This window comes from Bradyrhizobium sp. SRL28 (assembly GCF_018596315.1).
In the GTDB taxonomy this organism is placed as follows: domain Bacteria; phylum Pseudomonadota; class Alphaproteobacteria; order Rhizobiales; family Xanthobacteraceae; genus Bradyrhizobium.
Map to the genome: position 1 here is coordinate 487,589 of NZ_JAHEAG010000002.1, position 26,155 is coordinate 513,743.

At 61.9% G+C, this 26,155-nt stretch carries 26 protein-coding genes; 15 read left to right on the forward strand and 11 right to left on the reverse strand.

All coding sequences use genetic code 11. The annotated features are described in order from the left end of the window. Positions 1 to 48: 48 nt before the first annotated feature. The 6 genes from KIP88_RS06705 to KIP88_RS06730 all read left to right on the forward strand — a co-directional run bounded on the left by KIP88_RS06705 (position 49) and on the right by KIP88_RS06730 (position 5,374). The gene (locus tag KIP88_RS06705; RefSeq protein WP_214487062.1) at positions 49 to 885 is read left to right on the forward strand and encodes an SDR family NAD(P)-dependent oxidoreductase; all 837 of its coding nucleotides are present in this window, start codon (positions 49 to 51) and stop codon (positions 883 to 885) included. 92 nt (positions 886 to 977) lie between these two features. Continuing rightward, positions 978 to 1,676 (forward strand): ribose-5-phosphate isomerase RpiA, encoded by a 699-nt coding sequence (gene rpiA, locus KIP88_RS06710; RefSeq protein ID WP_214487063.1) that lies wholly within the window; start codon positions 978 to 980, stop codon positions 1,674 to 1,676. A gap of 24 nt (positions 1,677 to 1,700) precedes the next feature. Continuing rightward, positions 1,701 to 2,246 (forward strand): DUF2059 domain-containing protein, encoded by a 546-nt coding sequence (locus tag KIP88_RS06715; protein ID WP_214487064.1) that lies wholly within the window; start codon positions 1,701 to 1,703, stop codon positions 2,244 to 2,246. A gap of 118 nt (positions 2,247 to 2,364) precedes the next feature. Beyond that, positions 2,365 to 3,750, forward strand: a complete 1,386-nt coding sequence (gene gor / locus KIP88_RS06720) for a glutathione-disulfide reductase (RefSeq protein ID WP_214487065.1) — start codon at positions 2,365 to 2,367, stop codon at positions 3,748 to 3,750. A gap of 128 nt (positions 3,751 to 3,878) precedes the next feature. Continuing rightward, complete coding sequence (locus KIP88_RS06725) at positions 3,879 to 4,406, forward strand: hypothetical protein (protein ID WP_214487066.1); 528 nt, start codon at positions 3,879 to 3,881, stop codon at positions 4,404 to 4,406. 116 nt (positions 4,407 to 4,522) lie between these two features. Then, positions 4,523 to 5,374, forward strand: coding sequence for a 3-hydroxybutyryl-CoA dehydrogenase (locus tag KIP88_RS06730; RefSeq protein ID WP_214487067.1), 852 nt, complete (start codon positions 4,523 to 4,525; stop codon positions 5,372 to 5,374). Positions 5,375 to 5,477: 103 nt separating this feature from the next. Here the strand turns inward: KIP88_RS06730 and KIP88_RS06735 are convergent, their stop codons facing one another. Together KIP88_RS06735 and KIP88_RS06740 are read right to left on the reverse strand one after the other, a co-directional pair. Then, complete coding sequence (locus tag KIP88_RS06735; protein WP_214487068.1) at positions 5,478 to 6,554, reverse strand: flavodoxin family protein; 1,077 nt, start codon at positions 6,552 to 6,554, stop codon at positions 5,478 to 5,480. Positions 6,555 to 6,634: 80 nt separating this feature from the next. Then, a complete protein-coding gene (locus tag KIP88_RS06740) occupies positions 6,635 to 7,225 on the reverse strand; it encodes a cysteine hydrolase family protein (RefSeq protein ID WP_214487069.1) in 591 nt (196 codons plus the stop codon). Between the two features lie 201 nt (positions 7,226 to 7,426). Here KIP88_RS06740 and KIP88_RS46360 point away from each other — a divergent pair, with 201 nt between their 5' ends. After that, a complete protein-coding gene (locus KIP88_RS46360) occupies positions 7,427 to 7,780 on the forward strand; it encodes a hypothetical protein (protein ID WP_249790560.1) in 354 nt (117 codons plus the stop codon). Between the two features lie 139 nt (positions 7,781 to 7,919). On the opposite strand, the gene KIP88_RS06750 is transcribed toward KIP88_RS46360, so the two are convergent. Then, the gene (locus KIP88_RS06750; RefSeq protein ID WP_214487070.1) at positions 7,920 to 8,825 is read right to left on the reverse strand and encodes an alpha/beta fold hydrolase; all 906 of its coding nucleotides are present in this window, start codon (positions 8,823 to 8,825) and stop codon (positions 7,920 to 7,922) included. 239 nt (positions 8,826 to 9,064) lie between these two features. On the opposite strand from KIP88_RS06750, the gene KIP88_RS06755 reads away from it, so the two are divergent. From KIP88_RS06755 to KIP88_RS06765, 3 genes are all read left to right on the forward strand, one after another. Further along, on the forward strand, positions 9,065 to 10,453 hold the full coding sequence (locus tag KIP88_RS06755) for a class II 3-deoxy-7-phosphoheptulonate synthase (protein WP_214487071.1): 1,389 nt from the start codon (positions 9,065 to 9,067) through the stop codon (positions 10,451 to 10,453). A 1-nt stretch (position 10,454) separates the two neighbouring features. After that, entirely contained in the window at positions 10,455 to 10,808 is a 354-nt protein-coding gene (locus tag KIP88_RS06760) for a diacylglycerol kinase (RefSeq protein ID WP_214487072.1), read from the forward strand. Between the two features lie 146 nt (positions 10,809 to 10,954). Beyond that, positions 10,955 to 12,706, forward strand: coding sequence for an NAD+ synthase (locus KIP88_RS06765; RefSeq protein WP_214487073.1), 1,752 nt, complete (start codon positions 10,955 to 10,957; stop codon positions 12,704 to 12,706). A gap of 124 nt (positions 12,707 to 12,830) precedes the next feature. Here KIP88_RS06765 and KIP88_RS06770 read toward each other — a convergent pair whose 3' ends face one another. From KIP88_RS06770 to KIP88_RS06795, 6 genes are all read right to left on the reverse strand, one after another. Then, positions 12,831 to 13,508: a PEPxxWA-CTERM sorting domain-containing protein gene (locus KIP88_RS06770; RefSeq protein ID WP_214487074.1), complete on the reverse strand. Its 678-nt coding sequence runs from the start codon at positions 13,506 to 13,508 to the stop codon at positions 12,831 to 12,833. 301 nt (positions 13,509 to 13,809) lie between these two features. After that, the gene (locus KIP88_RS06775; RefSeq protein WP_214487075.1) at positions 13,810 to 14,211 is read right to left on the reverse strand and encodes a cytochrome C oxidase subunit IV family protein; all 402 of its coding nucleotides are present in this window, start codon (positions 14,209 to 14,211) and stop codon (positions 13,810 to 13,812) included. Between the two features lie 9 nt (positions 14,212 to 14,220). Continuing rightward, complete coding sequence (locus tag KIP88_RS06780) at positions 14,221 to 14,943, reverse strand: heme-copper oxidase subunit III family protein (RefSeq protein ID WP_214487076.1); 723 nt, start codon at positions 14,941 to 14,943, stop codon at positions 14,221 to 14,223. A gap of 10 nt (positions 14,944 to 14,953) precedes the next feature. Beyond that, complete coding sequence (locus KIP88_RS06785) at positions 14,954 to 15,658, reverse strand: cytochrome c oxidase subunit 3 (RefSeq protein WP_214487077.1); 705 nt, start codon at positions 15,656 to 15,658, stop codon at positions 14,954 to 14,956. After that, positions 15,655 to 17,430 (reverse strand): cbb3-type cytochrome c oxidase subunit I, encoded by a 1,776-nt coding sequence (locus KIP88_RS06790; RefSeq protein WP_214487078.1) that lies wholly within the window; start codon positions 17,428 to 17,430, stop codon positions 15,655 to 15,657. Before KIP88_RS06790 ends, KIP88_RS06785 begins: the two co-directional genes overlap by 4 nt. A gap of 81 nt (positions 17,431 to 17,511) precedes the next feature. Next, positions 17,512 to 18,345, reverse strand: a complete 834-nt coding sequence (locus tag KIP88_RS06795) for a cytochrome c oxidase subunit II (protein ID WP_214487079.1) — start codon at positions 18,343 to 18,345, stop codon at positions 17,512 to 17,514. A 549-nt stretch (positions 18,346 to 18,894) separates the two neighbouring features. Here KIP88_RS06795 and KIP88_RS06800 point away from each other — a divergent pair. After that, positions 18,895 to 19,803, forward strand: a complete 909-nt coding sequence (locus KIP88_RS06800) for a DUF2189 domain-containing protein (protein ID WP_214487080.1) — start codon at positions 18,895 to 18,897, stop codon at positions 19,801 to 19,803. Positions 19,804 to 19,880: 77 nt separating this feature from the next. Here the strand turns inward: KIP88_RS06800 and KIP88_RS06805 are convergent, their stop codons facing one another. Together KIP88_RS06805 and KIP88_RS06810 are read right to left on the reverse strand one after the other, a co-directional pair. Then, complete coding sequence (locus KIP88_RS06805; protein WP_214487306.1) at positions 19,881 to 21,059, reverse strand: DUF2865 domain-containing protein; 1,179 nt, start codon at positions 21,057 to 21,059, stop codon at positions 19,881 to 19,883. A 170-nt stretch (positions 21,060 to 21,229) separates the two neighbouring features. Further along, entirely contained in the window at positions 21,230 to 21,538 is a 309-nt protein-coding gene (locus tag KIP88_RS06810; RefSeq protein ID WP_214487081.1) for a hypothetical protein, read from the reverse strand. Between the two features lie 465 nt (positions 21,539 to 22,003). Here KIP88_RS06810 and cysS point away from each other — a divergent pair, with 465 nt between their 5' ends. From cysS to KIP88_RS06830, 4 genes are all read left to right on the forward strand, one after another. Further along, positions 22,004 to 23,419: a cysteine--tRNA ligase gene (gene cysS / locus KIP88_RS06815; protein WP_214487082.1), complete on the forward strand. Its 1,416-nt coding sequence runs from the start codon at positions 22,004 to 22,006 to the stop codon at positions 23,417 to 23,419. Positions 23,420 to 23,536: 117 nt separating this feature from the next. Continuing rightward, positions 23,537 to 24,049 carry a GNAT family N-acetyltransferase gene (locus tag KIP88_RS06820; RefSeq protein WP_214487083.1) on the forward strand — a complete coding sequence of 171 codons (513 nt, stop codon included), beginning with the start codon at positions 23,537 to 23,539 and terminating at the stop codon, positions 24,047 to 24,049. Beyond that, positions 24,046 to 25,644, forward strand: coding sequence for a citramalate synthase (gene cimA / locus KIP88_RS06825; RefSeq protein WP_214487084.1), 1,599 nt, complete (start codon positions 24,046 to 24,048; stop codon positions 25,642 to 25,644). Before KIP88_RS06820 ends, cimA begins: the two co-directional genes overlap by 4 nt. 132 nt (positions 25,645 to 25,776) lie before the next feature. Then, entirely contained in the window at positions 25,777 to 26,154 is a 378-nt protein-coding gene (locus KIP88_RS06830; RefSeq protein WP_214487085.1) for a VOC family protein, read from the forward strand. Position 26,155: the final 1 nt, after the last annotated feature.

Sequence of the window (26,155 nt, forward strand, 5' to 3'; positions counted from 1 at the left end):
GACAAAGCATCATGCAAGTAGGGAACTCAAAATCCGGGAGGAGCAACCATGCGAGAGCTTGCGGGCAAGACAGCCTTTGTGACTGGAGGGGCTGCAGGGATCGGGCTGGCGCTCGGCCGGGCGTTTGCGCAGGCCGGCATGAAAGTGATGCTGGCCGATATCGAGACGGATGCACTGCAGGCTGCCGTCAAAAGCCTGCAGGAAATCTCTCCCGACATAAGCGGCACCATCTGCGATGTGGCCGACGCCGCAAGCGTCGAGCGCGCGGCGAAGGCCTCGTTCGATGCGTTCGGGCACGTGCATGTCGTGTGCAACAATGCGGGCGTGGCTGCCGGCGGCGGTATCGACGACATCTCGCTGGATAATTGGCGATGGGTCATCGACGTCAACCTGATGGGCGTGCTCCACGGCATCAAAAGCTTTCTGCCGCATATCCGCGCCCACGGCGAAGGCGGTCATATCGTCAACACCGCATCGATGGCGGGTATGCAGACCGGATTGGGATTCAGCCCCTATGGGGCGACCAAATTTGCGGTCGTCAGCATGTCTGAAGGCCTTAGCCTTCAGCTCAAGCCACTCGGCATCGGCGTGAGCGTCCTGTGTCCGAGTTTTGTCCGCACCCGCATCGGCGAAAGCGGGCGCAATCGCCCCGCGCGCTACGGGCAGTCGCAGCCGCTCGATCCTGCCAGCCCGGCGGCCGCCCTGGTGGCCGAGATTGCCCGTAATATCGACGCCGGACTTGAGCCCGATGCGGTCGCCGCGCGCGTGCTCGCAGCGATCCGGGATGATGAGCTCTATATTTTCACCCATCCCGGCATGCGGGCCGAGGTGGAGGGGCGCTTTGGCGCGATTCTGGCCGCGATGGACCGGGTTTCACCCCCATAATCCTTCTCACGCAAGATCTTAAGCGCTGTTCCCAAGACCAAAACGACGCTAGAGAAACGTCACCGGCGGGTTCTTGAGAGGCATCGTCAGCAGTGGATATGGACCAACTGAAGCGGCAGGCGGCGGCGAAAGCCCTGGAGCACGTCAGCGACGGCATGAAGGTCGGGCTCGGCACCGGCTCGACCGCCAAGCATTTTGTCGACCTGCTCGGCGAGAAGGTTGCGGGCGGGATGAAAGTGGTGGGCGTGCCCACCTCGGAGGCGACCCGGGCCCAGGCTGAAGCGTGCAAAATTCCCCTGACCACGCTCGATGAAATCGACCGGCTCGACCTCACCGTCGATGGCGCCGATGAGCTCGATTCCGCCCTCAATCTGATCAAGGGCGGCGGCGGCGCGCTGTTGCGGGAGAAGATCGTGGCGGCGGCGTCCGATCGCATGATCGTGATTGCGGACGACACCAAATGGGTCGATGTTCTCGGCCGTTTCCCCCTACCTGTAGAGGTGATTCCGTTCGGGCTGGCCGCCACCCAGCGGGCCATGGCCACCGCATTTGCCCAAAGCGACGTTTCCGGGCAAATGGGGCTCCGCAAGGGCAAGGACGGCCACGTTTTTGTCACCGATGGCGGCCACTGGATTGTCGATGCCCATCTGGAACGCATCACGGATGCGCCGCGTCTGGCGGTCCTGTTGAGCCTGATCCCGGGTGTCGTCGAACACGGGTTGTTCATTGGTCTGGCCAGCACCGCCGTCCTGGCAGGTGCCCAGGGAATTCGCGTAGTTGAGCGGCGGTAACGCCGGTAATCGAGGAGAATCGGAATGAAGAGCCTTTCACGGATTTTGTCGGCGGCCGGCCTTGCGGTGGGACTGGCCCTGACTGCCGTTCCAGCCGACGCGCAGCAGAAAAACGCGCCCGCGGCGCCAACGACCACGCCACTCAAGCCCGGTTCGCCGGCGGCGATCGCTGCCGCCAAGGAAATCCTGACGATGAAGAACGCGGCGGCGATGTACGCCAACGCCGTTCCCAATCTCGTTGAGCAGACCAAGAACGTGCTGATGCAGAGCAATCTGAACTATCAGAAGGACCTCAACGAGGTCGCCATCATCGTTGCCAAGGCTCTCGCCGGCCGCGAGAAGGAAATCGGCGAGGGCATGGCGCAGGTCTACGCCAACGAGTTCACCGAGCAGGAGCTGAAGGACCTCGTCAACTTCTACAAGTCGCCGCTCGGCCAGAAGCTGCTCGCGAGCGAGCCGCGCGCCATCCAGTTCAGCATGGCCTACATGAACCAGTGGGCGCAGAACTTTGCCGAAGTCATCAACGGCCAGTTCCGCGCCGAGATGAAGAAGCGCGGCAAGGAAATTTAAAACAGGCATAGCGTTTTCGAGCGAAGCGGGAATCGGTTCGCGTTAAGAAAACGCGGTCAAAACAAAAAAGGAAATCGGATCCAAAAATTGCCGGATCCGATTTCGGGGCGGGGTTGATATGGCTGAGTTCGACGTCGATCTCTTCGTCATCGGCGGTGGTTCGGGCGGCGTTCGCGCCGCCCGCATCGCAGCCCTCCACGGCGCCAAGGTCATGGTCGCCGAAGAGTACCGGATGGGCGGCACCTGCGTAATCCGCGGCTGCGTGCCGAAAAAGCTGTTCGTGCTCGGCTCGCACGTCCGCCACGAGATCGCGGACGCCGCCGGCTTCGGCTGGACCATTCCCGAAGTCTCCTTTGATTGGCCCACGCTCGTCGCCAACAAGGACAAGGAGATCGCGCGGCTCGAAGGCATCTACGCCGCCAATGTCGAGAAGAGCGGCGCGCGCATTGCGAAAACCCGCGCGGTGCTGGAAGACGCCCACACGCTGCGGCTGATGACCGGCGAAAAGGTCACCGCAAAATACATACTGATCGCAACCGGCGGCGCGCCCAACCACGGGCGCGAAATCCCCGGCATCGAACACGTCATCTCCTCGAACGAGGCGTTTCATCTCACTGAACTGCCGAAGCGCATCGTGATCCAGGGCGGCGGCTATATCGCGCTGGAGTTCGCCGGCATCTTTGCCGGCTTCGGCTCCGACGTCACCGTGATCTACCGCGGCGACAACATTTTGCGCGGTTTCGACGAGGACGTCCGCAAGCACGTGCGCGCCGAGATGGAGAAGCAGGGCATTACGATCATCACCTGCTGCACCATCGATAAAGTGGACAGGCACAGCAACGAATTCACCACGCATCTGTCGAGCGGATCGAGCATCGCCTCCGACAAGGTGATGTTCGCGATCGGGCGGCACCCGAACGTCGCCAATCTCGGGCTCGAGAACGCCGGCGTCGCCATCAATCCGGCCAATGGCGGCATCGCCGTCGATGGCTGGTCGAAGACCTCGGTCGACAACATCTATGCGATCGGTGACGTCACCCATCGCACCAACCTGACGCCGGTTGCGATCCGCGAGGGCCATGCCTTCGCCGACACCGTGTTCGGCAAGCGCCCCATCCAGGTCGATCACGCCACCATCCCGACGGCGGTGTTCTCACAGCCCGAGGTCGGCACCGTGGGCCTGACCGAAGCGCAGGCGCGCGCACAGGTGAGCCATGTCGACATCTACAAGGCCGATTTCCGCCCGATCAAGGCGACGATGTCCGGCCGCGACACCCGCGTGCTGATGAAGCTCGTGGTCGACGGCACGACGGATCGCGTGCTCGGCTGCCACATCGTCGGCGACACCGCCGCCGAAATCGTCCAGGCGGTGGCCATCGCGGTAAAAATGAAGGCGACCAAGGCCGATTTCGACGCAACGATTGCGCTGCATCCTACAGCCGCGGAAGAGCTGGTGACGATGCGGACGCCGACGGCAAGGTATGTGAGGCAGGCGGCGGAGTAGGGCCGTAGGATGGGTGGAGCGAAGCGATACCCATCAATCGCGGTTTGCCGACAGCGCGTAGCCCGGATGAGCGAAGCGATATCCGGGGGCGTCTCCCGCTACACACTCGCTACCTGCTGGGTGAGACCATGGAAGATCGATTGCTTGGCGCCGGACGGTTGTTTGGAAGCCATTACCAGATCGTCGTGTGCGATGATCCCTCCGCTGCGATCAGCGATGACGCAAACTGGAGCAAAGAGAAGTTCTCCAGAGGCTTTGCCGGCACGCCGACATTTCGGATGATTGGCACGGAAGCAGACCTGAATGACCATTGGGTCGAACTCGTCGCGGCAAGTCTGCCGCCTTCATCCGATGAGTGGCAGCGGATTACATGTGTGCACTTTTCGTCCAGGGGCGGAGAAATTCACGTGATGTCTGTGGTGGACGACCAGCCGTTGCTATCCGCGGAAGTCGAGCCGGGCGATTATGGCATCTATGCCGCGGCGCAGAATCTAGGCATTGACCAGCTAAGCCTTGGCGAAGACGGCAAGCTGACCGCTTCCGAAATTTCCCTGCGCAAAGACATCGAGTGGTATCGACTGTTTGTTGTGCCCGGCAAGCCGGAAACGGAAGGACGTCTCATAGACCGCCCGATACCATTGAGTCCCGGTGTGTAGGGAGCAGTTCGCCATTCAAGTATGGCCGGGTGATGCAAGCCAATTGCTTCGGACTACCGGCGGCCGCGGCACTCTGATAACGGTGCAGGCAAGCATTCAATAACGGAGTTACCCCCATGATCGAATCAATCGGTATCGTAGGCGCAGGCACGATGGGCAACGGCATTGCCCAGGTGTGTGCCGCCGCCGGTCTTCCCGTCGTCATGACCGACATCTCCGATGCCGCGCTCACGCGGGGCATGTCGGTCGTCTCGAACAGCCTGGAGCGGCTGGTCAACAAGCAGAAGATGACCGATGCCGACCGGCAGGCCGCGTTGGCGCGGATCACGACGAGCACGGACACTGCAAAGTTTTCCACCTGCGATCTCGTGATCGAGGCGGCGACCGAGAACGAGGATTTGAAGGTCAAGATCCTGAAGGATCTCTGCTCAAAGCTGCGGCCGCAGGCGCTGCTCGCCACCAACACGTCGTCAATCTCGATCACCAAGCTCGCCGCGGCGACGGACCGTCCGGACCGCTTCATCGGCATGCACTTCTTCAATCCGGTGCCGCTGATGGCGCTGTTGGAATTGATCCGTGGTTTGCAGACCTCCGACGATACCCACGCCAAGGCGGAAGCCTTTGCAAAGCGGGTCGGCAAGGTCGCGATCACGGCGAAGAACAGCCCGGGCTTTGCGGTCAACCGCATCCTCTGCCCGATGATCAACGAGGCGATCTTTGCGCTTCAGGAAGGCATCGCCACGGCGGAAGACCTCGACGCTGGAATGAAGCTCGGCTGCAACCACCCGATCGGCCCGTTGGCGCTCGCCGACATGATCGGTCTGGATACGATGCTGTCGGTGATGGAAGTCTTCTATCAGGGCTTCAACGATCCGAAATATCGCCCCGCACCGCTCTTGAAGGAAATGGTCGCCGCCGGCCATCTCGGCCGCAAGACCGGGCAGGGGTTTTACAGCTACGGCAAGTGAGTGGGGCGGAGTAGTAGGGCAAAGCGAAGCGTGCCCACCATTCAGTGTAACAAGCGGATAGATGGTGGGCACGGCGCGGTGCGCCTTTGCCCACCCTACGCAGCTATTTCGGATTGGGATCGACAAGCCCCTCGGCGGGATTAGCCAGTCTGCCCGCGCGCGCCAGCTTCACGGCATTGCCGAGCGAGCGCGCCGCGTTGCGCACCTCGTCCTGGAAATCGCGATCTTCGTCGAGCGCCTGGTGCGAGGTGGCGTAGGGCTCCATGTAGCCGATATAGCCTTCGGCCTCGCTTGTCCTGCTGGCCGAGATCAATGACATGTCGGTCAGCCAGTCCGAAAGCGAGCGGCGCAATGTCTCCGCGCCCGCGCTGTCGCCGTGCACGACGAGCCCGAAATGCCGCCCCGCCAGATGGCGCGGATAGGGCCAGCCTTTCAGTTCGAGCGCCTTGGCCTGGTCGGCGTGCTTGCCGTGCGTCGACGTCGGATCGGGATTGCCGCCGTCGGCGCAGACCAGCCGGTCTATCATCGCCTTTAGCGGGGTGGGCGCGTGATACCAGTTCACCGGCGTCACGATCAGGATGCCGTGGGCTGCGACCCACAGCGGATAGATCTCGTTCATCCAGTCTTCGGTCTGCCCGAGCGAATAGTTCGGATAACAGCTGCACGGCCAGTGACAGAGCGGCATCGCGGTGGAGACGCAGGATTTGCAGGGATGAATCTGCCGGCCGAATTCCGACGTCAGGCGTGACAGGTCGAGGATGTCGACTGCGAATCCCATTTCGACCAACACCGGTTCGGCGAGCTTCACCAGCCGCCAGCTCTTCGACATCTCGCCGGGGCAGGTATGCTCGCTGCGCGCCGAGCCGTTGATGATGAGCATGCGCGGCGGCGCGGCCGCATCGTCGTGGCGCCGCTGCGCTTCAAGGATAGCCTCGCGCGCGGCGAGCCAGTCCACCGAGATTTCATATTCCGGATCGGCGAAGCCCGGACCTGCCTTGCGGGTCAGCGGGGCTTTTCGCGAATGGCTGTAGGCATCCCAGGCGGCGGCGACGATGACGTCGAGTTCGCGTTGCAGTGGCCGGAAGGCCGGATCGACGAAGCGGCTGCGATAGCGCTTCTCGAATTCCTCGCGCGGCAATTTGACGGGCGGCATTCCCTTGCGAACGTCCGGCTCCGCCATGGATCAATCCTCGTGTGATCTGACTGCTCGCGGAGTCAACGCCGGAGCGGGAGCGGCAGTTCCGCGGGGCCCTGGGGCACCTAATCCGGACACCACATCTCGAACAGCTCTTCGGCGTCGACCAGATCGATCTGGCCGTGAAATCGCGTGCGGTACATCGTCATCAATGCATCGTGCCCGGTGTCGGAAGAGCTGCACAGCGCGTCCTGCACGATGACGACGCGGAAGCCGAGATCGACCGCGCCGAGCACGGTGGCAAGCACGCACACGTCGGTCTCCGCGCCGGATACCACCACCGTCCCGACGTGCCGTTCGACCAGCAGATGGCCAAGCCGTGAGCCGAAGAATGCCGAATAGGCGGGCTTGTCGACGACCAGCGCCGGCGGCGAGTAGCGCGCAAGCTCCGACACCAGGTCGAGCGCGCCGGGCGGAAGGTTGCCACGCGTCGCGCACCTCCATTTCATGAAATAGGCTTGCCATTGGCCGCGACGGTCTTCAGGTTTTTCCGGCGTGACGAAGCGCGTGAACACTGTCCGCTCCGGATACCGCGCGCATATGTCCGAGATTACCGGCAGCACCCGCTCCATCCATGGCGTCGCCCAAACGCCGCCTCTGGCGAAGACGTTCTGCATATCGATGCACAGGTGCGCGGCGTTGCTGACGGCTTCCATCGAGAGCCTCTGATTTCTCTGATGCTAATTCGGTAGGCAGGAACTGGTTTCAGGAAGAGGGATCGACCGCAATTCCGTGATCTGGCCGCTCCGCGCCGCTGTCAGTGGAGCGAAATGGCAGCCATGCAGGAACTATCCACGAAGAACGCTGTTGGGGCCGCGTTTGTAGTTCCCCACCATCAGCGTTTTGTGGAGTAATGGATGCTAAAGCCCTTCCTTGTTGCGTCGGCGTTCCTGGTCGTCTTTTCTTCCATTCAGGCACAGGCGCGCCCCCAACACCGGCATCACGGCTACCGGGGCTGGTGCGGTAGTTACCTAAGCAAATATCTGGGCAAACCGGACCGTCGCCTGGCGCTCGCACGCTCCTGGGCGAGCGAAGGCACGAATGCCGGCGGCCCCGGAATCGGCGTGGTGGTGGTCTGGCCGCATCACGTGGGGATCATCACGGGACAAACACCTGACGGCCAGTGGATCGTTCATAGCGGCAATGATGGCGGCGCGGTTCGCACAAGAGCCCGATCGCTTGCTCGCGCAATAGCGTTCAGGCGCGTGTAGCGAACAGCGCCTTCTCGCCGTCATTGCGAGCGCAGCGAAGCAATCCATCTCTCCGGACGCCGCGCTATGGATTGCTTCGCTGCGCTCGCAATGACAGTGGGCTCTAGCTTCCGCGATCGTCCGCAATACGACGGCGAACTTATTCCCCCGCCTCGATCCACTCCGCCGCCCCGCGCCACAGCGTGTCGCGATGTTCGGGCCTGAAGAATCCCATGTGTCCAATCCTGCTCGCGCCGGTATCCGCCGGCGTCACCGTGACGATCTCTGGCTTGATCGAGGTAAATCCCGAGCATAGCAATTCGACCGCGGGCCGCGTCGCCCAGGGATCGTCGGACATGCAGATCGCGCGCAACGCGCCCTGGTAGTTCGGAAAATTCTGCACGGCTTCGAGCCTGGAATCGTCGAACAGATAGCGCGGGCTCATCACCCAGCCGACCCATTGCAGGAACGCGTCCTTCGGCAGGTCCATGCCAAGCCCGGCCTTGCCCGGCATGTAGCCGAGTGCGCGGGTGAGGGGGAGGCCGACAAAATTCAGCAGGGCGTAGACGCGGTAGCGCTCCGGCGCCGTCATCAGTTTCCAGTAGCCGGCCTGGGCGGCAATGAACAGCGCGCGCGAAATCTGCGAATTGTTCGGCAACAGGCCGAGCGCCTGGCCGCCGAACGAATGTCCGACATAGGCGAAGGGGAGCGCCTTGTAGCGCTCGCGCATCCAGGCGACGGTGGCCGTAATATCCTGTGCGGCCCAGTCCGACATCGAGGCCTTGAAGCCGACCAGCGATTTCGGCTGATTGTAGCCGGTCAGCACCTGCTGCCTGCTATCGCCGGTGCCGCGGTAGTCGTAGGTCAAAACCGCGCAGCCGCGCTTGGCGAGATAGCCGGCAAAGCCCCGGTAGAGCTTGCGGGGGACCGCGGTCGCCGAGTTGATCAGGACGGCGTGGCGCTTGGCCCCGCGGGGCAGAAACAGCGTCGCGGCAAGGGGATATCCATCCGCCGCGGGCACGGTGATATCGTCGCTAAATACGTCGTCCAATCCCGGCTCGGCCACCGTGTTCTCCTGCCAGCTTTGCGAGCGGCCACAGCAAAAGCGAAATCGGCTTTTGCCGCAAGGGCTTGTCAGGACTACCGGAAATCTAACTGGCGGTCGGCCAAAGGCCTGTGTATAACGCGGCCTTCACAATCGCTTGCCCGGCTACGCCGAAGGCTTCGCCGGGTCTATCAATTTCCGGTCCGCCGAAGCTTTAGCGAAGGCGGATAAGTTACGGTTTTTGCTCAGGAGTTAACGTCATGTCCGAGCGGTGGACACCCGATAGCTGGCGCACCAGGCCGGTGCTGCAGGTCCCCGATTATCCCGATGCCAAGGCATTGGCCGATGTCGAGGCGCAGCTCGCCACGTTTCCGCCGCTGGTGTTCGCCGGCGAAGCCCGCAACCTGAAAAAGGCGCTGGCGCGTGTCGCCGCGGGCGAAGCCTTCCTGCTGCAGGGCGGCGATTGCGCCGAGAGCTTTGCCGAGCATGGCGCCAATAACATCCGCGACTTCTTCCGCGTGCTGCTGCAGATGGCCGTCGTTTTGACCTACGCCGGCGCGCTGCCGGTGGTGAAGGTCGGCCGTATCGCCGGGCAGTTTGCAAAACCGCGCTCGTCGAACACGGAAAAGATCAACGGTGTCGAGCTGCCGAGCTACCGCGGCGACATCATCAACGACATCGCCTTCACGGCGGAGTCGCGCATCCCCGATCCGCAGCGCCAGTTGATGGCCTACCGGCAATCGGCCGCGACGCTGAACCTGCTTCGCGCCTTCGCGACCGGCGGCTTTGCCAATCTCGGCAGCGTGCACCAGTGGATGCTCGGCTTCCTCAAGGATTCCCCGCAGTCACGCCGCTACAAGGAACTGGCCGACCGTATCTCGGATGCGCTGAACTTCATGCGCGCCTGTGGGCTCGATCTCGAAAGCCATCCCGAACTGCGTGCGACCGATTTCTACACCAGCCACGAAGCGCTGCTGCTTGGTTACGAGCAGGCCTTCACACGGGTCGATTCCACCACCGGCGACTGGTACGCGACGTCGGGCCACATGATCTGGATCGGCGATCGCACCCGCCAACTCGACCACGGCCATGTCGAATATTTCCGCGGCATCAAGAACCCGATCGGCCTGAAATGCGGTCCCTCGCTGAAGCCGGATGAACTGTTGAAGCTGATCGACATCCTCAACCCCGACAATGAGCCCGGACGGCTGACGCTGATCAACCGCTTCGGCTCCGACAAGGTCGGCGACCATCTCGCGCCGCTGATCCGCGCCGTGCAGCGGGAAGGACGGGTCGTGGTCTGGTCCTGCGATCCCATGCACGGCAACACCATCACGTCGAACTCGGGCTACAAGACCCGTCCGTTCGACCGGGTGCTGTCGGAGGTGAAGTCGTTCTTCGCCATCCATGCGGCGGAGGGAACGCATGCCGGCGGCGTGCACCTGGAGATGACCGGACAGGACGTCACCGAATGCATCGGCGGCGCCCGCGCCATCACCGACGAGGACCTCAACGACCGCTATCACACGGTCTGCGATCCCCGCCTCAACGCCGAACAATCCATCGACATGGCTTTCCTGATCGCCGAACTGCTGAAGCAGGAACGCGCCGGCAAGGAAAAGCCGATGCCGGCCGCAGCGGGACTTTGACTTGCTGCGACTCTGGCGGGCCACCATCAACACGCGCAACGGCCTCGCTTTTGCGATCCGATCGGAGCAGGCCGTCCGCGAGGAACTGTTTGCGCTGGCACTGTCGGTGCCGCTGGCCTGGCTGGTCGGCGCGAGCGTGATGCGCCGCGTGGAACTTGTCGCGGCGGTGGCGTTCGTGCTGGTGGTCGAGATCCTCAATACCGCGATCGAGAAGCTCGCCGACCGCCTCACCACCGCCCACGATCCGCAGATCGGGCGGGTCAAGGACATGGGATCGGCCGCGGTCGGTGTCGCGCTGCTGATGGCCGGGGCGTTCTGGCTGTTTGCCATCGCCGAACGCATAGGCGCGTTCTAGATATGCGGTACCAACCTGGCTCAGAACCGCATATCTAAATTGTTGTTTTGACGCGTTCTCTTCACGCGAACCGGTACCCACTTCGCTCGAAAACGCTATGAAGCGAGCATTTGCAGTTTGCTCTTGTGCAAGGCACCATCGCTCCCATGACCGAACCAACCTTCAAGATCACGCTGGCGCAGTTGAACCCGACGGTCGGTGACGTCACGGGAAATGCCGCCAAGGCGCGCGCCGCACGCGACAAGGCCAACGCCGACGGCGCTGACTTGCTGGTGCTGCCCGAACTGTTCATCTGCGGCTATCCGCCGGAAGACCTGGTGCTGAAGCCCGCGTTCCAGGCGGCCTGCCGCGCCGCCGTCGAGGAGCTGGCGCGCGAGACCGCGGGCGGGGGGCCCGCCGCCCTGATCGGCACGCCCTGGGTCGAGGACGGCAAGCTCTATAATGCCTGCGCGCTGCTCGATGAGGGCCGCATCGCAGCCCTTCGCTTCAAGGCGAATCTACCGAACTATGGCGTGTTCGACGAAAAACGCCTGTTCGCACGCGGCCCGGCTGCGGGTCCGGTCACCGTCCGCGGCATCCGGGTCGGCGTTCCCATCTGCGAGGACATCTGGCTCGAAGAGTCCGAAGAATACGAGAACGTCGTCGAGTGCCTCGCCGAGACCGGCGCGGAAATCCTGGTGGTGCCGAACGGCTCGCCCTATGCACGCGACAAGAACGATTTGCGGCTGTCGATCGCGGTCGCCCGCGTCACCGAAAGCGGCTTGCCGCTGGTCTATCTCAACCAGATCGGCGGACAGGACGAGTTGGTATTCGACGGCGCGTCGTTCGCGCTCAACACCGATCTTTCGGTCGCGGCGCAACTGCCGGCGTTTGAGGAGAGCATCCTCACGCTGCACTGGACCAAGAGTGCCGACGGCTGGCACTGTTCCGGGCCGGTGGTGCCGCTGGTCGAGGGCGACAAGGGCGATTACGCGGCCTGCGTGCTGGGCTTGCGCGATTACGTCCGCAAGAACGGATTTCCGGGCGTGCTGCTCGGTGTCTCCGGCGGTATCGATTCCGCACTGTGCGCGGCGATCGCGGTCGATGCGCTCGGCGCCGACCAGGTCCGCGGCGTGATGCTGCCGTTCCGTTTCACCGCGCAAGTCTCGCTCGACGATGCCGCGAAGCTCGCGAAAGCGCTCGGCTTTCCCTACGAGGTGCTGCCGATCGCGGACGCCGTGAATGGATTCGAAAAGATCCTCTCCGGTCCGTTCGCCGGGCTGCCGCGCGACATCACCGAGGAAAATTTGCAGGCGCGCACCCGTGGTACGCTCTTGATGGCGATTTCGAACAAGACCGGCGCGATGGTGGTCACGACCGGCAACAAGTCGGAAATGTCGGTCGGCTACGCCACGCTCTATGGCGACATGAACGGCGGCTTCAATCCCATCAAAGATATCTACAAGACCGAAGTGTTCCGATTGTCGAGCCTGCGCAACGAATGGAAGCCGGATGGCGCGCTCGGGCCTGCGGGCGAAGTCATTCCGGTCAACATCATCACGCGGCCGCCGACGGCGGAGTTGCGCGAGAACCAGACCGACCAGGATTCGCTGCCGCCCTACGAGGTGCTCGACGGCATCCTGGAGCGGCTGGTCGAGCGCGAGGAGCCGCTGGCGTCGATCATCGCGGCCGGTTTCCCGGCAGACGTGGTGACGCGGATCGACCGGCTGCTCAACATTGCCGAATACAAGCGCCGGCAGGCCGCACCTGGCGTCAAGGTCACGGAAAAGAACTTTGGCCGCGACCGCCGCTATCCCATCACCAACCGCTTCCGCGACAACGGCAAGGCGTTGCCTGCGCCGGACGAGAAGCTGGTCGCGCGCGCCGGCCGCGCCTCAGCGGACGTATTTGACGGCTAAACTCTATAGGGCCGCCTGACCGCATGGGTCTTCGCTTCGGGATTCTTTCGAAATGGAGATTTCAGTCATACACACGAAAAGACCGCCTTAAGGCGGTCTCTGTGTTCTTGATTTCGATTTTGGATCAGGCTGCGAGTGCTGCGGCTTGATTGCGACGGCGATAAGTCATGAAGCCGACGCCAGCAAAGCCAAGGATCATCATAGCCCAAGTCGAAGGTTCGGGCACGGCAGAGACTCCCTCAAAGGCGGTTTCATTCCAGATCGTTCCGCCCTCATAACCAAAGTTGGTTAGAATCTGCACACGGAATTCCTGAAACACGCCCGCAGAAAAGTGAAAAACTTGAGCCGGCGACCCACCATCTACCATCGTAAACGTACCAAGTAACGAGAACGGACCGCCGTTGCTACCGAGTAGGTTAAAAGTTTGTAGTGATGCAGCGCCGGATTGATTCCACATTACAATTGCACCGATTGTTGTGGGGTTATTGAGGGCGAAATCTACATACGATCCGCTGACCGGTCCCGCTACACCTCCAAGTTCAGGGAAACAACAGCTATATGAGGCTACGGTGGTCGAGGTAAAGCTTGCGAAGTCGGTGACGCCGCTCACGTAATTTGCGGTCAAACCGGATTGGTCGATCAAGTTATTCACACTTGTGGGTGAACTATAACCTGATGGAATGCCAGCCGAAGCCGTTACCGATGTGGCTCCGACGACCACGCCCGCACTTGCGGGTGCGCCGCCAATTGCCGATATCGAAAAAACGAGCGCCTGCAAAACCAACCAACGCATTTTCATCATAAGCCAAAGCTCCCACTTAATTTAATATATCGCGTATTCAGTATTGAATGTCGACTCTCATATCATTTTTAGTGTTGATATGTCGACTCTCATATAATTTCCCAATTCGATTGAGTGAGTCAATTAAAATGAAAATATTTCTTTGCAAATATGTTGGGATCGCGAACATAGCGATGCAGTCGGGTTCTAAAGCCGTGACATCCATTCCGACCTAATCAACAGGTAGTTCAGCGAGCTGATGATTTCCCGATAGGGCTGCTTCGGGAAACGCTTTCAGCCTGCGGATGCGGGGCGACAGTATTCAAGCCGGCGCGGCGAAGAACAGGGCCCGTATGAAGTGCGTGTACTCGGATTCGAACACCATGATGGCCACGAAAACCAGCACCGCCACCGGCGGCAGCAGGATTGCATAGACCAGCGCCAGCCGTTCCCATGCCATGTGCATGAAGACGGCGACGATCAGGCCGGCCTTCAACATCATGAACAACAGGATCAGCGACCATCTGAGATAGCCGTGGAGGTGAAAGTAGTCGACGAGATAGGAGAACGTGCTGAGGACGAACAACCATCCCCAGACCACGAGATAGAGCTTGATCGGGTGCTGCTGCCCCTTTGCGTGCGCAGCTCCAGCTGCGACGGCGTCATGCACATGGGTTTGCAGTGAAGGTTGATGTCCTTCTAGATGTACCGCCACGTTTGCCATGCGCTTACCTCACCAAAGATAGAAGAATGCAAAGATGAACACCCACACCAGATCGACGAAGTGCCAGTACAGGCCGGTGATTTCGACGATCTCGTAGTTTCCCTTCCTGCTCGTGAAAAACCCGCGCCGCCCGTGATCGAAATCTCCGCGCCAGACCTTTCGCGCGATCGCGATCAGGAAAATCACGCCGATTGTCACGTGGGTGCCGTGGAAGCCTGTGATCATGAAGAAGCTGGAGCCGAACTGCGCTGCTCCCCATGGGTTTTCCCAGGGCCGTACGCCCTCCATGATCAGCTTGGTCCATTCGAAGGCCTGCATTCCGACGAACGTTGCGCCAAGTGCCGCCGTGAGCAGCATCAGTACCGCGGTCTTGGTGCGATCACGGCGGTAACCGAAATTGACGGCCATCGCCATGGTCCCGCTGCTGGAGATCAGGACGAAGGTCATGATGGCGATCAGGATGAGGGGGATATGGTGCCCCGCAATCTCGAGAGCGAATACCTCACTCGGATTCGGCCACGGCACGGTCGTGGACATTCGCGCGGTCATGTAGGACAGCAGGAAGCAGCTGAAGATAAAGGTGTCGCTCAGGAGGAAGATCCACATCATGGCCTTCCCCCAGGAGACATTTTTGAAAGCGCGCTGATCCGAGGACCAGTCGTCAGCAATGCCTCGCCAGCCTGGAGTTAGTACAGGCGATTGTGCGGAATTTGTCAGCGCAGTCTCTGCCATCTGGCCTCTCCTAGGTGAGCAACCGGCGACAGATGTCGACGAATTCGTCCGTCCAGCCTGTCAGCAGACCCAGCAAGACAAGCCAGACCAACAGCAGGAAATGCCAGTAGATCGCGCAGAGTTCCACGCTCAGGCGCACCTGGGCCATCTCGGCGCCACGCCACACCCTGGCAGTCGTTCTGCCGAGGGCCACCAGACCGCCCATCAAGTGCAGCCCATGGGCCGCGGTGATCATGTAGAAGAAGGAATTGGCTGGATTGGACGCAACGAAATAGCCCGCGGCCCTCAGCTGTTGCCACGCCAGAAGCTGCCCAATCAGGAATGTGATGGCGGAGGCGCCCCCCGCGCATAGGCCGATGATCACATTCCCCATGTCGTCCCGGCGCGCGGCCACGTAGGCCCATTGCAGTGCGACACTGCTTACGACCAGGACGCCGGTATTGAACCACAGCAGCCCGGGCACCGGCATCGTGCGCCAGTCCACCATGACCATGCGCATGGAGTAGGCGCTGATGAAAAGTGCGAACAGCGAGCCGGCGACGGCGAGAAACACGCCCAGTCCGATCTTCGCTGCGGGCCAGGTCGCCGCGCCCGTGCCGGGGTAGTTACCGATCGGGCCTTCTTCCAGCCACGGTTTGCTCATCAGCCGTTGCTGCGAGAGCCACCATCCGGCGATGATCGCGATCACCGCCATGAACAGGACAATGGCGCTCACGGCGCAGCTCCCTGAAGGGCCGGCGTCGCCCGTGGCTGGTTCTGCGGAATGAAGTCCTGCGCTGCACCCGGCACGCTGTAGTCATACGCCCATCGATAGACCACCGGGAGCTCCTTGCCCCAGTTGCCGTGCCCGGGCGGGGTCTCGGGCGTCTGCCACTCGAGGGTTGTCGCCCGCCATGGATTGCCACCTGAGGGCCTGCCCTTGAAGTAGCTCCAGACAAGATTGAACAGGAACACCATCTGGGCGAAGCCCACGGTCAAAGCCATGACGGTGATAAAGGCGTTGAGCGTATGGGTCGATGAGGGAATGAACGCGGCTTCGCCGACGTCGTGATACCGGCGCGGAACACCGAGCAGTCCAATATAATGCATGGGGAAGAAGATCAGATAGGCGCCGAGGAACGTCACCCAGAAATGAAACTTGCCCATCCAGTCATCGAGCATCCGTCCCGTTACCTTGGGGTACCAATGATAGATCGCGCCCAGCACGACCATGATCGGGGCCACGCCCATCACCATGTGGAAATGCGCGACGACGAACATGGTATCCGATAGCGGGACATCCACGACCACGTTGCCGAGGAAGAGGCCGGTGAGCCCGCCGTTGACGAACGTGATGATGAAGCCGAGCGCGAACAGCATAGGCACGGTGAGATGGATGTCGCCGCGCCACAGCGTCAGCACCCAGTTGTAGACCTTGATCGCGGTTGGGATCGCGATGATGAGCGTGGTGGTGGCGAAGAAGAACCCGAATTTCGGGTGCATGCCGCTCACATACATGTGGTGCGCCCACACAACGAAACTGAGCGCGCCGATTCCAACGATGGCCCACACCATCATGCGATAGCCGAAGATGTTCTTCCGTGCATGGACGCTGATCAGATCCGAAACGATGCCGAAGGCCGGAAGTGCGACGATGTAGACTTCGGGATGGCCGAAGAACCAGAACAGGTGCTGGAACAGGATCGGGCTGCCGCCGCCATACTTCATCTGCTGGCCCATCTCGACGAGTGCGGGCATGAAGAAGCTGGTTCCCAGGAGACGGTCGAACAGCATCATGACCGAGGCGACGAACAGCGCCGGGAAGGCCAGCAGCGCCATCACGGTAGCCGTGAAGATGCCCCACACCGTCAGCGGCATGCGCATCAACGTCATGCCACGCGTGCGCGCCTGCAGTACGGTCACCACATAATTCAGCCCGCCCATCGTGAAGCCGATGATGAACAGGATCAGCGAGGCCAGCATGAGAATGATGCCCCAATCCTGCCCGGGGGTGCCGGAGAGAATTGCCTGCGGCGGGTAGAGGGTCCAGCCGGCGCCGGTGGGTCCGCCCGGCACGAAAAAGGTCGACGCCAGTACGATGACGGCGAGCAGGTAGATCCAGTAGCTCAGCATGTTCACATAGGGGAAGACCATGTCCCGGGCGCCGACCATCAGCGGGATCAGGTAGTTGCCGAAGCCTCCAAGGAACAATGCCGTGAGCAGGTAGATCACCATGATCATGCCGTGCATGGTGATGAACTGGAGATATTGATTTGCATCGATAAAGGAGAATGTGCCGGGAAATCCCAACTGCAGCCGCATCAGCCATGACAGCACCAGGGCCACCAACCCAATTGCCGTCGCTGTGAGCGAGTACTGGATGGCGATGACTTTGGCGTCCTGCGAAAAGACATACTGCGTCCACCAGCTCTTGGGATGATAGAGGTCAACCTCCGGCACTTCGGCAGGCGGAACGTCTGTGACGGCATCATACGGAACGTCGACCATAGAAATACCTCCTCGGTCGTTTCCATCGGGGGCGACGAGTTGGTTTCACGCACCCGATCTTATCTGCGCAGCGGCACTTTCCTATCTGCCGCCGGATTTGTACGTCGCCTTCATTACGGCGTTCCGGCGGGACAATTCCGCAAACGTCTGCTGCTTCTCCAGCCAGGCGTGATACTTGCTTTCTTCCTCGACGATGACCTTGGAGCGCATCTGCGCGTGGGCAGAGCCGCACAACTCGGCGCAGAGCACATCGAACGTTCCAGTTCGGATCGGAGTCATCCAGAAATACGTGACCATGCCGGGAACCATATCCATCTTGGCCCGGAATTCAGGAACGTAGAAATTGTGCAGCACGTCGACGGAGCGGAGCAGAACCTTGACCGATTTCCCGACCGGCAGGTGCAAGTCGCCATTTTCGATCACGACGTCGTCTTGTCCGTGCGGGTCGTCGCGTTTCAGGCCCATGGGATTCTCGGGGCTGATGTTGCGGACGTCGGTTGTGCCCATCCGGCCATCTTTCCCCGGCAGGCGGTAGCTCCATTGCCACTGCTGGCCCATGACCTCGATGTCGGTGGCATCAGCCGGAACTGTGATGAACTGGTGCCAGACCACCAGGCCGGGCGCCAACATGGCCCCAACGCCGATCGCGGTCCCTATGGTGAGCCACCATTCGAGCTTCTTGTTTTCAGGATTGTAGGCTGCCTGTCTTCCTTCCTTGTGATGGAAGCGGAAGACGCAATAGGCCATGAAAGCGATCACCGCGAAGAAAACGAAACCAGTGATCCAGAAGGTGATGCTGATGGTGTGGTCGATGTAGCTCCAGTTGGTGGCGATCGGCGTCCACCACCACGGGCTGTAGATGTGAAACAGCACCGAGCCGACCGCGACCAGAAGCAGTATGAGCGCAACAACCATCCCTCGCTCCTTCTTGCCACTAAAGGCAACGGAGTCGAATCAGAGGGCGGAGCTCACACCTGTCTCGATGGCCTACGACTTCACATGCGCCATCGCAGTGCGTCTTGCCTCGCCCACTTTGACCGGTCGTGACATCCAAACGTGGCACCGAGCACACGTTACGACCGCTTCCATCGGAATCTTGGGCGTCAGAAACGAGGATGGTACGCGTCGGGGCTGGCGTCAATAGATCACTTGAGCGTTGGAACGCTGCGCGGATGCTGCAAGCCGGCGAGCGTCAGCCATCGTTTGACGATGACGCAATGCACCAAATGACCGCCGGCGTGCACAACTCACCCAGCCGTGAGCGCTATTTTCGTGAGTGCTATTTGACGCCAATCGCGCTAAACTTGTTGGGGAGGTCGCGACAAGTTTCGTCCGGCTAAGCTCCTTTTCGATGAACTTTGCCGTACCCGGCTCGACCGCGACTCTCGCACATCAATGCGGAGACACGCGGGTTGCGGCGCGTCGTTTTGACCGCCGCTACTGCGAGCACGGGAGGTTGCGCCTATGGCCACCACGTATTCTGACAGCATCGCAAAGTTTGGACGGCAAGTTTTCGGCGAGGCCGCCACATATCCCATTCGCAAGATCGAACTATCTGACCTGGGCGAGGCGTTGCGCCTCGGCTGGGAAGACTTCAAGGCCATGCCAAGTCACGCGGTAGTCGTGTGCGTGATTTATCCCGTTCTCGGTATTGCGCTGTTCAGGATGGTCCTTGGCTATTCGGTGCTGCCGCTGCTGTTTCCGCTGGCGGCAGGCTTTGCCTTGCTTGGACCCTTTGCCGCGATTGGGCTCTATGAGCTCAGCCGCCGCCGCGAGCGCGGCGAGGAGGTCAGCGTATCGGATGCGCTTCACGTGCTGCGCGCTCCGGCTTTCGGCGGCATGATCGAACTCGGCGTGCTCCTGCTCGTTCTGTTCGGGGCCTGGATCGGCGTAGCGAACGCTATCTACGTCTCAATCTTTGGTCACGCACCGGCTGCGAGCATCCCCGATTTTGCAACGCGCGTGCTGACGACGCCGGAAGGATGGTCACTCATCATCGTCGGTTGCGGCGTTGGTTTTCTGTTCGCGGTCGTTTCGCTGTGCGTCAGTGTCGTGTCGTTTCCCTTGATGCTCGACCGGCATGCCACGGCGATCGACGCCATCCGGACGTCGCTGCGGGCTGTGATGATGAATCCGATTCCGATGGCCGGGTGGGGGGTGATCGTAGCGGCGCTGCTGGTGATCGGTTCGATACCCTTGTTCGTCGGTCTCGCCGTCGTTCTGCCGGTGCTCGGTCATGCCACCTGGCATCTCTATCGGAAAGTGGTGGAGCCGAATCCCAACCCTCCAGAGGAACACCCCCACCTGCGGAAGGGACACCGCTACGCGGCGGACTTCCCGGCCAATCTCTTCCCGTGGAGCCGGGAACGCTAGAAAGTAGCGGCGAGATTTGAGCCCAGGATCGCGCTTCCGCCCCCGTCGGCGGAAGCGTTCGAGGGGTAGGGTGCGGTCTATTGCTTCGGCGGGATGAAGGTCGGGCCGACGGTTCGGATCTGCTTGTCCTTGTCGCTGGCTGTGGCGGTCGTCTCGGCAGGAGCCGTTGCGGGTGCCGGCGCAGTGGCGGTGCCGGCGGGCGCAGCGCCCTTCTTGGCGGTGGGCGGTGGCGGCGCGCCCTTCGGCTGCGCGCGCTGCTGCATCCGCTTCGCGCTCTCCTCGGTGACGATGATGTCGCCTTGTTCGACGCCTGCTCTGTCGTCGACCGACTTCAGCGCTTCCGACCAGGTCTGGCCTACGGCCTTGCAGGCGCAGGACGCGTTGAACTCGGTGCGGAATTTGAACGCGTTGGGCAGCGACGTATAGGCTTGGCCGTTGATCGAGACCGCCTGGTTGATGTCCTCGCCAGGGTTGCGGTAGGTGAACAGCGTCGCTTCCGTCGCCGGGCAAAGCGCCTTGCAGGTCCTCTCGTCATCCTGGAATCGCTGCTGGTAGGTGGCAAACGACACCGGGAAGTAGCCGCCATCGCAGGTGCGGACGCAGACGGTGCGGAAGGTGCCGGACGGTGCGCCAAAATCGGCGCTGGGCGGCGGCAGCGTGTTGTTATTGTTGTTGCCGAACAGGCTGTCGATGAAGTTACCGGGGCCCCGCGCGGCCGCGGCATATTGCGGGCCGCAATTATTCTGCGCGAGCGCCGTCAGCACCGAGCGGCGCTGGTTTTCGCGGTCGGCGCCGCCGATGCCGCCGCTGCGCAGCCGCTCCAGGCTGGTGGTGATCTGGTCGAGATTGGCGCGCATCTGCTGAATCTGGTTGTTGACCGGACCGCACTGCGCCGAGCGGCCGTTGAACAGCGAGAAGAAGCCCGAGCTTTCGCAGCCCATCCGCTTGGCCTGCAGCGTGACCCGATCGAGTTCGGCCTGTTGCTTGGCCTGGGCTTCCTGATAGCGGCGGATCTGTTCATCCTTGGCAGGATCGCCGGTGCCGGCGCCACGGTCGATGGTCGCTAATTGTCCTTCGAGCCGCATGCAGATCGGATTGGCCGGCGCACCCTGCTGTGGCGGGGCGTCCTGGTTCATCTGCGCCCTGGCGTCTTCGTTCGTCTGCGCCAAAGCGGGCGCGGCCGGGGCAGCGATGCCGAGCAGGATGGCGCAGGTCAAAACCCGAAGGGAGAGGGGAGCGGTGCGAATTTCCAGCATATCCGGCCATGAGAGAGCTGATCCGCGCGGCTCGAAAGCCTCAATCGCGCGGCCAAGGCAGCGTTCTGCGGCCAAGACCGCATCCAATACCTGCTTCTCGGGGCAGCGTCACGTCGTTTCCGGGGCGCGGATGTGGCAAACGGGCCCTTGATATTACGGAAAAATCGCCGCTAGCGCTGGCAGGTGATGGCGACGTATTCGCCGCAGCCGTGGCCGGAGCATTTATCGACGCCGCCGCTCGGAACCGCGCCGGTGACCTCGTCGGGATCGACGCGGCGATAGGCGGTGGCCTGTGCAAATTCCCGTGACTGGCAATAGGAGCGGGCAGCATGGGCACCGCACTTGTCGCCCCTGGCGAGGCACTCGTCGACGCCGTAACCGTCAGCCTGATTGGCCACGATAAAGACGCGGCTGTCGGCGGAGGCCGCCGAGGCGGCAAGCAGGAGAGCACTGGCTAGGAGTGCGGAGGAAAGTCGCATGGATACACCGGCAGGGGAAAGGGATCGCCCCACACAGATAGGCCCAAAGGGTTAATAATGATTAACCATGAGCCCGCGGGGCGGCAGCGAATGGCGGGAGTTCAGCGGCCTGATCGGCTCCAAATCGGGCACAAGCAAGGCCTTGACGACGTCCGCCTGATACCGCAATGGTGGAACCATGAACGGTCTCCTCGCCATCTGCAGCATTTGCCGCGAGATTATTAGCTAGCGATTCGCTGGCTGAGGCCGTCTTTTCTCAAAAATGAGATCACTGGACGCCCGGCCGGCAGCGCACCGGCTCTCGCATTCGCATGTTCTTGCGGCGAATGGGGTTGCGAATGCGAGAGCCGGTGCGCTGCAAGAAACTAAAAGTTTAGTGCCGCCTGCGATTTGAAGTTCCTGGTTGATCTCGCTGCTACCACTGCAGGAACTTCAAATCGCCTTCGGCACTGGGATGGGTTTTCCATGGAACTGCGCCTCTACGATACGTTGACGAAGGAGAAGCGGCCGTTTGTGCCGCTCGATGCCGATAACGTCCGCATGTATGCCTGCGGACCGACGGTCTACGACTTCGCCCATATCGGCAACGGCCGCGCGGCGATCGTGTTCGACGTGCTGTTCCGCGTGCTGCGTCATCGCTACGGCGTCGATCACGTGAAGTACGTCCGCAACATCACCGACGTCGACGACAAGATCAACGTGCGCGCCGCGCGCGACTATCCCGGCGTGCCGCTGAACGAGGCGATCCGCAAGGTCACCGAAGAGACCTATCAGCAATATCAGGACGACGTCACCGCGCTCGGCTGCCTGGCCCCGACGGTGCAGCCGCGCGCGACCGAACATATTCCGGAGATGCGGGCGATCATCGAGAAGCTCGTGGCCGGCGGCTTTGCCTATGTCGCCGAAGACCACGTGCTGTTCTCGCCGCAGGCGATGAACGAAGCCAATTCCGTGATGCCGCGCTATGGCGCTCTCTCGAAACGCTCGCTCGACGAAATGATCGCGGGCGCCCGCGTCGACGTCGCCCCCTACAAGCGCGACAATACCGACTTCGTGCTGTGGAAGCCGTCGAAGCCGGGCGAGCCGTCGTGGCCGTCGCCGTCTGGTATCAAGGCGGAAGGCCGCCCCGGCTGGCACATCGAGTGCTCGGCGATGGCCTGGAAGCATCTCGGCGAAAAATTCGACATTCATGGTGGCGGCATCGACCTGGTGTTCCCGCACCATGAGAACGAACTCGCGCAGACCTGCTGCGCCTTTCATGCCGACCGCATGGCGAATGTCTGGATGCACAACGGCTTCCTGCAGCTCGAAAGCGAGAAGATGTCGAAGTCGCTCGGCAACTTCTTCACGATCAGGGATCTGCTGGCCGATTGGCCGGGCGAAGTGCTGCGTCTGGGCATGCTCAAGACGCATTACCGCTCGCCGCTCGACTGGACCCTGAAGGGTGCGGAAGAGAGCGCGAAGACGCTCGACGACTGGTACGCGGTCGCGGCCGACGCCGAGGACAGTCAACCGTCGCCGGCGATGGTCGAAGCGCTCTATGACGACCTCAACACCGCGCAGGCCATGGCTGTCCTGCACGGCCTGCGCAATGCCGCGGCGTCCGGGGGGAAGCGCGAACGCGGTGAGTTCGCGGCCTCGCTTCGGCTGCTCGGCTTCCTTTCGATGAGTGCTGCCGCATGGAAGGGACGCAAGCAGCAGGCAAGCGGCATTGACGCGCAACAGGTCGATCGCCTGATCGCGGAGCGCGCAGCGGCGCGCGCGCGAAAGGACTTCAAGGAGTCCGACCGTATCCGCGATGAACTCGCCGCGATAGGCGTCGCCATCAAGGACGGCAAGGATGCCGACGGAAAACCCGTGACCACATGGGAGATTGCGTGATGGACAAGCCCGATACGCCATTCCCGAAACACTGGCGCTATTACATCTTCATCAAATGGGCGCTGATCGTTGCCGCGGTCGCGCTGGCCTTGCGACTGTTCGGAGTATTTTGACGCAATGGGACAGGCATTGCCCAAACCTGGCTTGCGGCCGTTTTTGCCGGCGGATGTTCCGATGCTGGCGGCGATCTTCGTTGCGAGCATCGAGGAGTTGACCGGCGACGATTACAGCGAGGCACAGCAGGAAGCCTGGGCTCAGGCTGCCGAAGACGAAGAAGCGTTCGGCACGAAGCTCGCCGGACAATTGACGCTGATCGCAACCATCCAGAACGCGCCTGTTGGATTCGCCTCGCTGAAGGGCGCCGACCACATCGACATGCTCTTCGTTCATCCAAGCGTCGCGGGGCAGGGGATTGCCTCGATGCTAGTCGATGCATTGGAGAAGCTGGCGGGCGCGCGCGGGGCGAAAACTTTGACGGTCGACGCCAGCGACACCGCGGAGCCGCTGTTCAAGAAGCGCGGCTATGTCGCCAAACAGCGCAACACCGTTACCCTCAATGGCGAATGGCTCGCCAACACCACGATGCAGAAGACGCTGGCTGACAATGCCGCGCCGGGAGTTCCGTCATGAGCCGCGAACGCCTCTATCTCTTCGACACCACGCTGCGCGACGGCGCGCAGACCAACGGCGTCGATTTCACGCTGCATGACAAGCAGATCATCGCGCAGATGCTGGACGATCTCGGTATCGACTATGTCGAGGGCGGCTACCCCGGCGCCAATCCGACCGACACCGAATTCTTTTCGGACAAGCCAAAGTTCGAGAGCGCCAAATTCACGGCGTTCGGCATGACGCGCCGTCCGGGCCGTTCGGCCTCCAACGATCCGGGGCTTGCGGCGCTGATCGAGGCCAAGGCCGATGCGATCTGCTTCGTCGCCAAATCCAGCGCGTATCAGGTGCGGGTGGCGCTGGAGACCACCAACGAGGAAAACCTCGCCTCGATCCGCGACAGCGTCGTTGCTGCGAAGGCCGCCGGTCGCGAGGTGATGGTCGATTGCGAGCATTTCTTCGACGGCTACAAGGAAAACGCCGATTTCGCGCTGGCCTGCGCCAAGGCCGCCTATGATTCCGGCGCGCGCTGGGTGGTGCTGTGCGACACCAATGGCGGCACCATGCCGCACGAGATCGAAACCATCGTAGGCCACGTGACAAAACATATTCCGGGCAGCCATGTCGGCATCCACGCCCATAACGACACCGAGCAGGCGGTCGCCAATTCGCTGGCCGCCGTGCGCGCCGGCGCGCGGCAGATCCAGGGCACACTGAATGGGCTGGGCGAGCGCTGCGGCAACGCCAATCTCTGTTCGCTGATTCCGACGCTGCGCCTGAAGAGCGAATTCTCCGACGCGTTCGAGATCGGGGTTACAGACGAGAAGATGACGACGCTGATGAAGGTGTCGCGGACGCTCGACGACATGCTCAACCGCGCGCCGAACCGCCATGCGCCGTACGTCGGCGAAAGTGCCTTTGTGACCAAGACCGGCATTCATGCTTCCGCGGTCATGAAGGATCCGCAGACCTATGAGCACGTGTTGCCTGAGTCCGTCGGCAATCACCGCAAGGTGCTGGTCTCCGACCAGGCCGGCCGCTCCAACGTGATGGCCGAACTCGACCGTGCTGGAATCCCTTACGAGAAGAACGACCCGAAGCTGGCGCGCCTGGTCGAGGAATTGAAGGAGCGAGAAGCGGCGGGCTACGCCTATGAGTCCGCCAACGCCTCGTTCGACCTGCTGGCGCGGCGCACGCTCGGCCGCGTGCCGGAGTATTTCAAGGTCGAGCAGTTCGACGTCAATGTCGAGCAGCGCTACAACGCCAACGGCCAGCGCGTCACGGTGGCGCTGGCCGTGGTGAAGGTCGATGTCGCAGGCGAGCGGCTGATCTCGGCGGCGGAAGGCAACGGCCCGGTCAACGCGCTCGACGTGGCCTTGCGCAAGGATCTCGGCAAGTATCAGAAATACATCGAGGGCCTCAAGCTGATCGATTACCGCGTGCGTATCCTCAATGGCGGCACGGAAGCGGTGACGCGGGTCTTGATCGAGAGCGAGGATGAAAACGGCGATAGCTGGATCACGGTCGGCGTGTCGCCCAATATCATCGATGCCTCGTTCCAGGCGCTGATGGATTCGGTGGTCTACAAGCTGGTCAAATCAGGCGCGCCGGTGTGATGTGAAGACGTAGCCCGGATGGAGCGCAGCGCAATCCGGGATTCTCGCGCGTGGCTTGAGTGACCCCGGATTGCGCTGCGCTCCATCCGGGCTACGGGTGATTGCAATGACGGAGAGAGCAGGGGCCATCCCATGATCGACCACATCTCCGTCGGCGTCAGCGACCTCGAACGCTCCGCGCGTTTCTATGAAGCAACGCTTGCAGCCCTCGGCCTCTCACGGCTCGTCACCCGTCCAGCCACCATCGGCTTCGGCAAGACCTACCCTGAATTCTGGATCAACCTGCGCGCCGGCATGGCGCCGGTCCCGCCCGAGAGCGGCACCCACATCTGCCTTCGCGCCAAAGCAACCGGCGATGTCGATGCGTTTCACGCGGCGGCGCTGAAGTCCGGCGGCCGTTCCGACGGCGCGCCGGGCTTGCGTCCGCATGACCGCGTGAAGTACTACGCCGCCTTCGTCCTCGACCCCGACGGCAACCGCATCGAGGCGGTGACGTTTCCCAGCGAGTGAA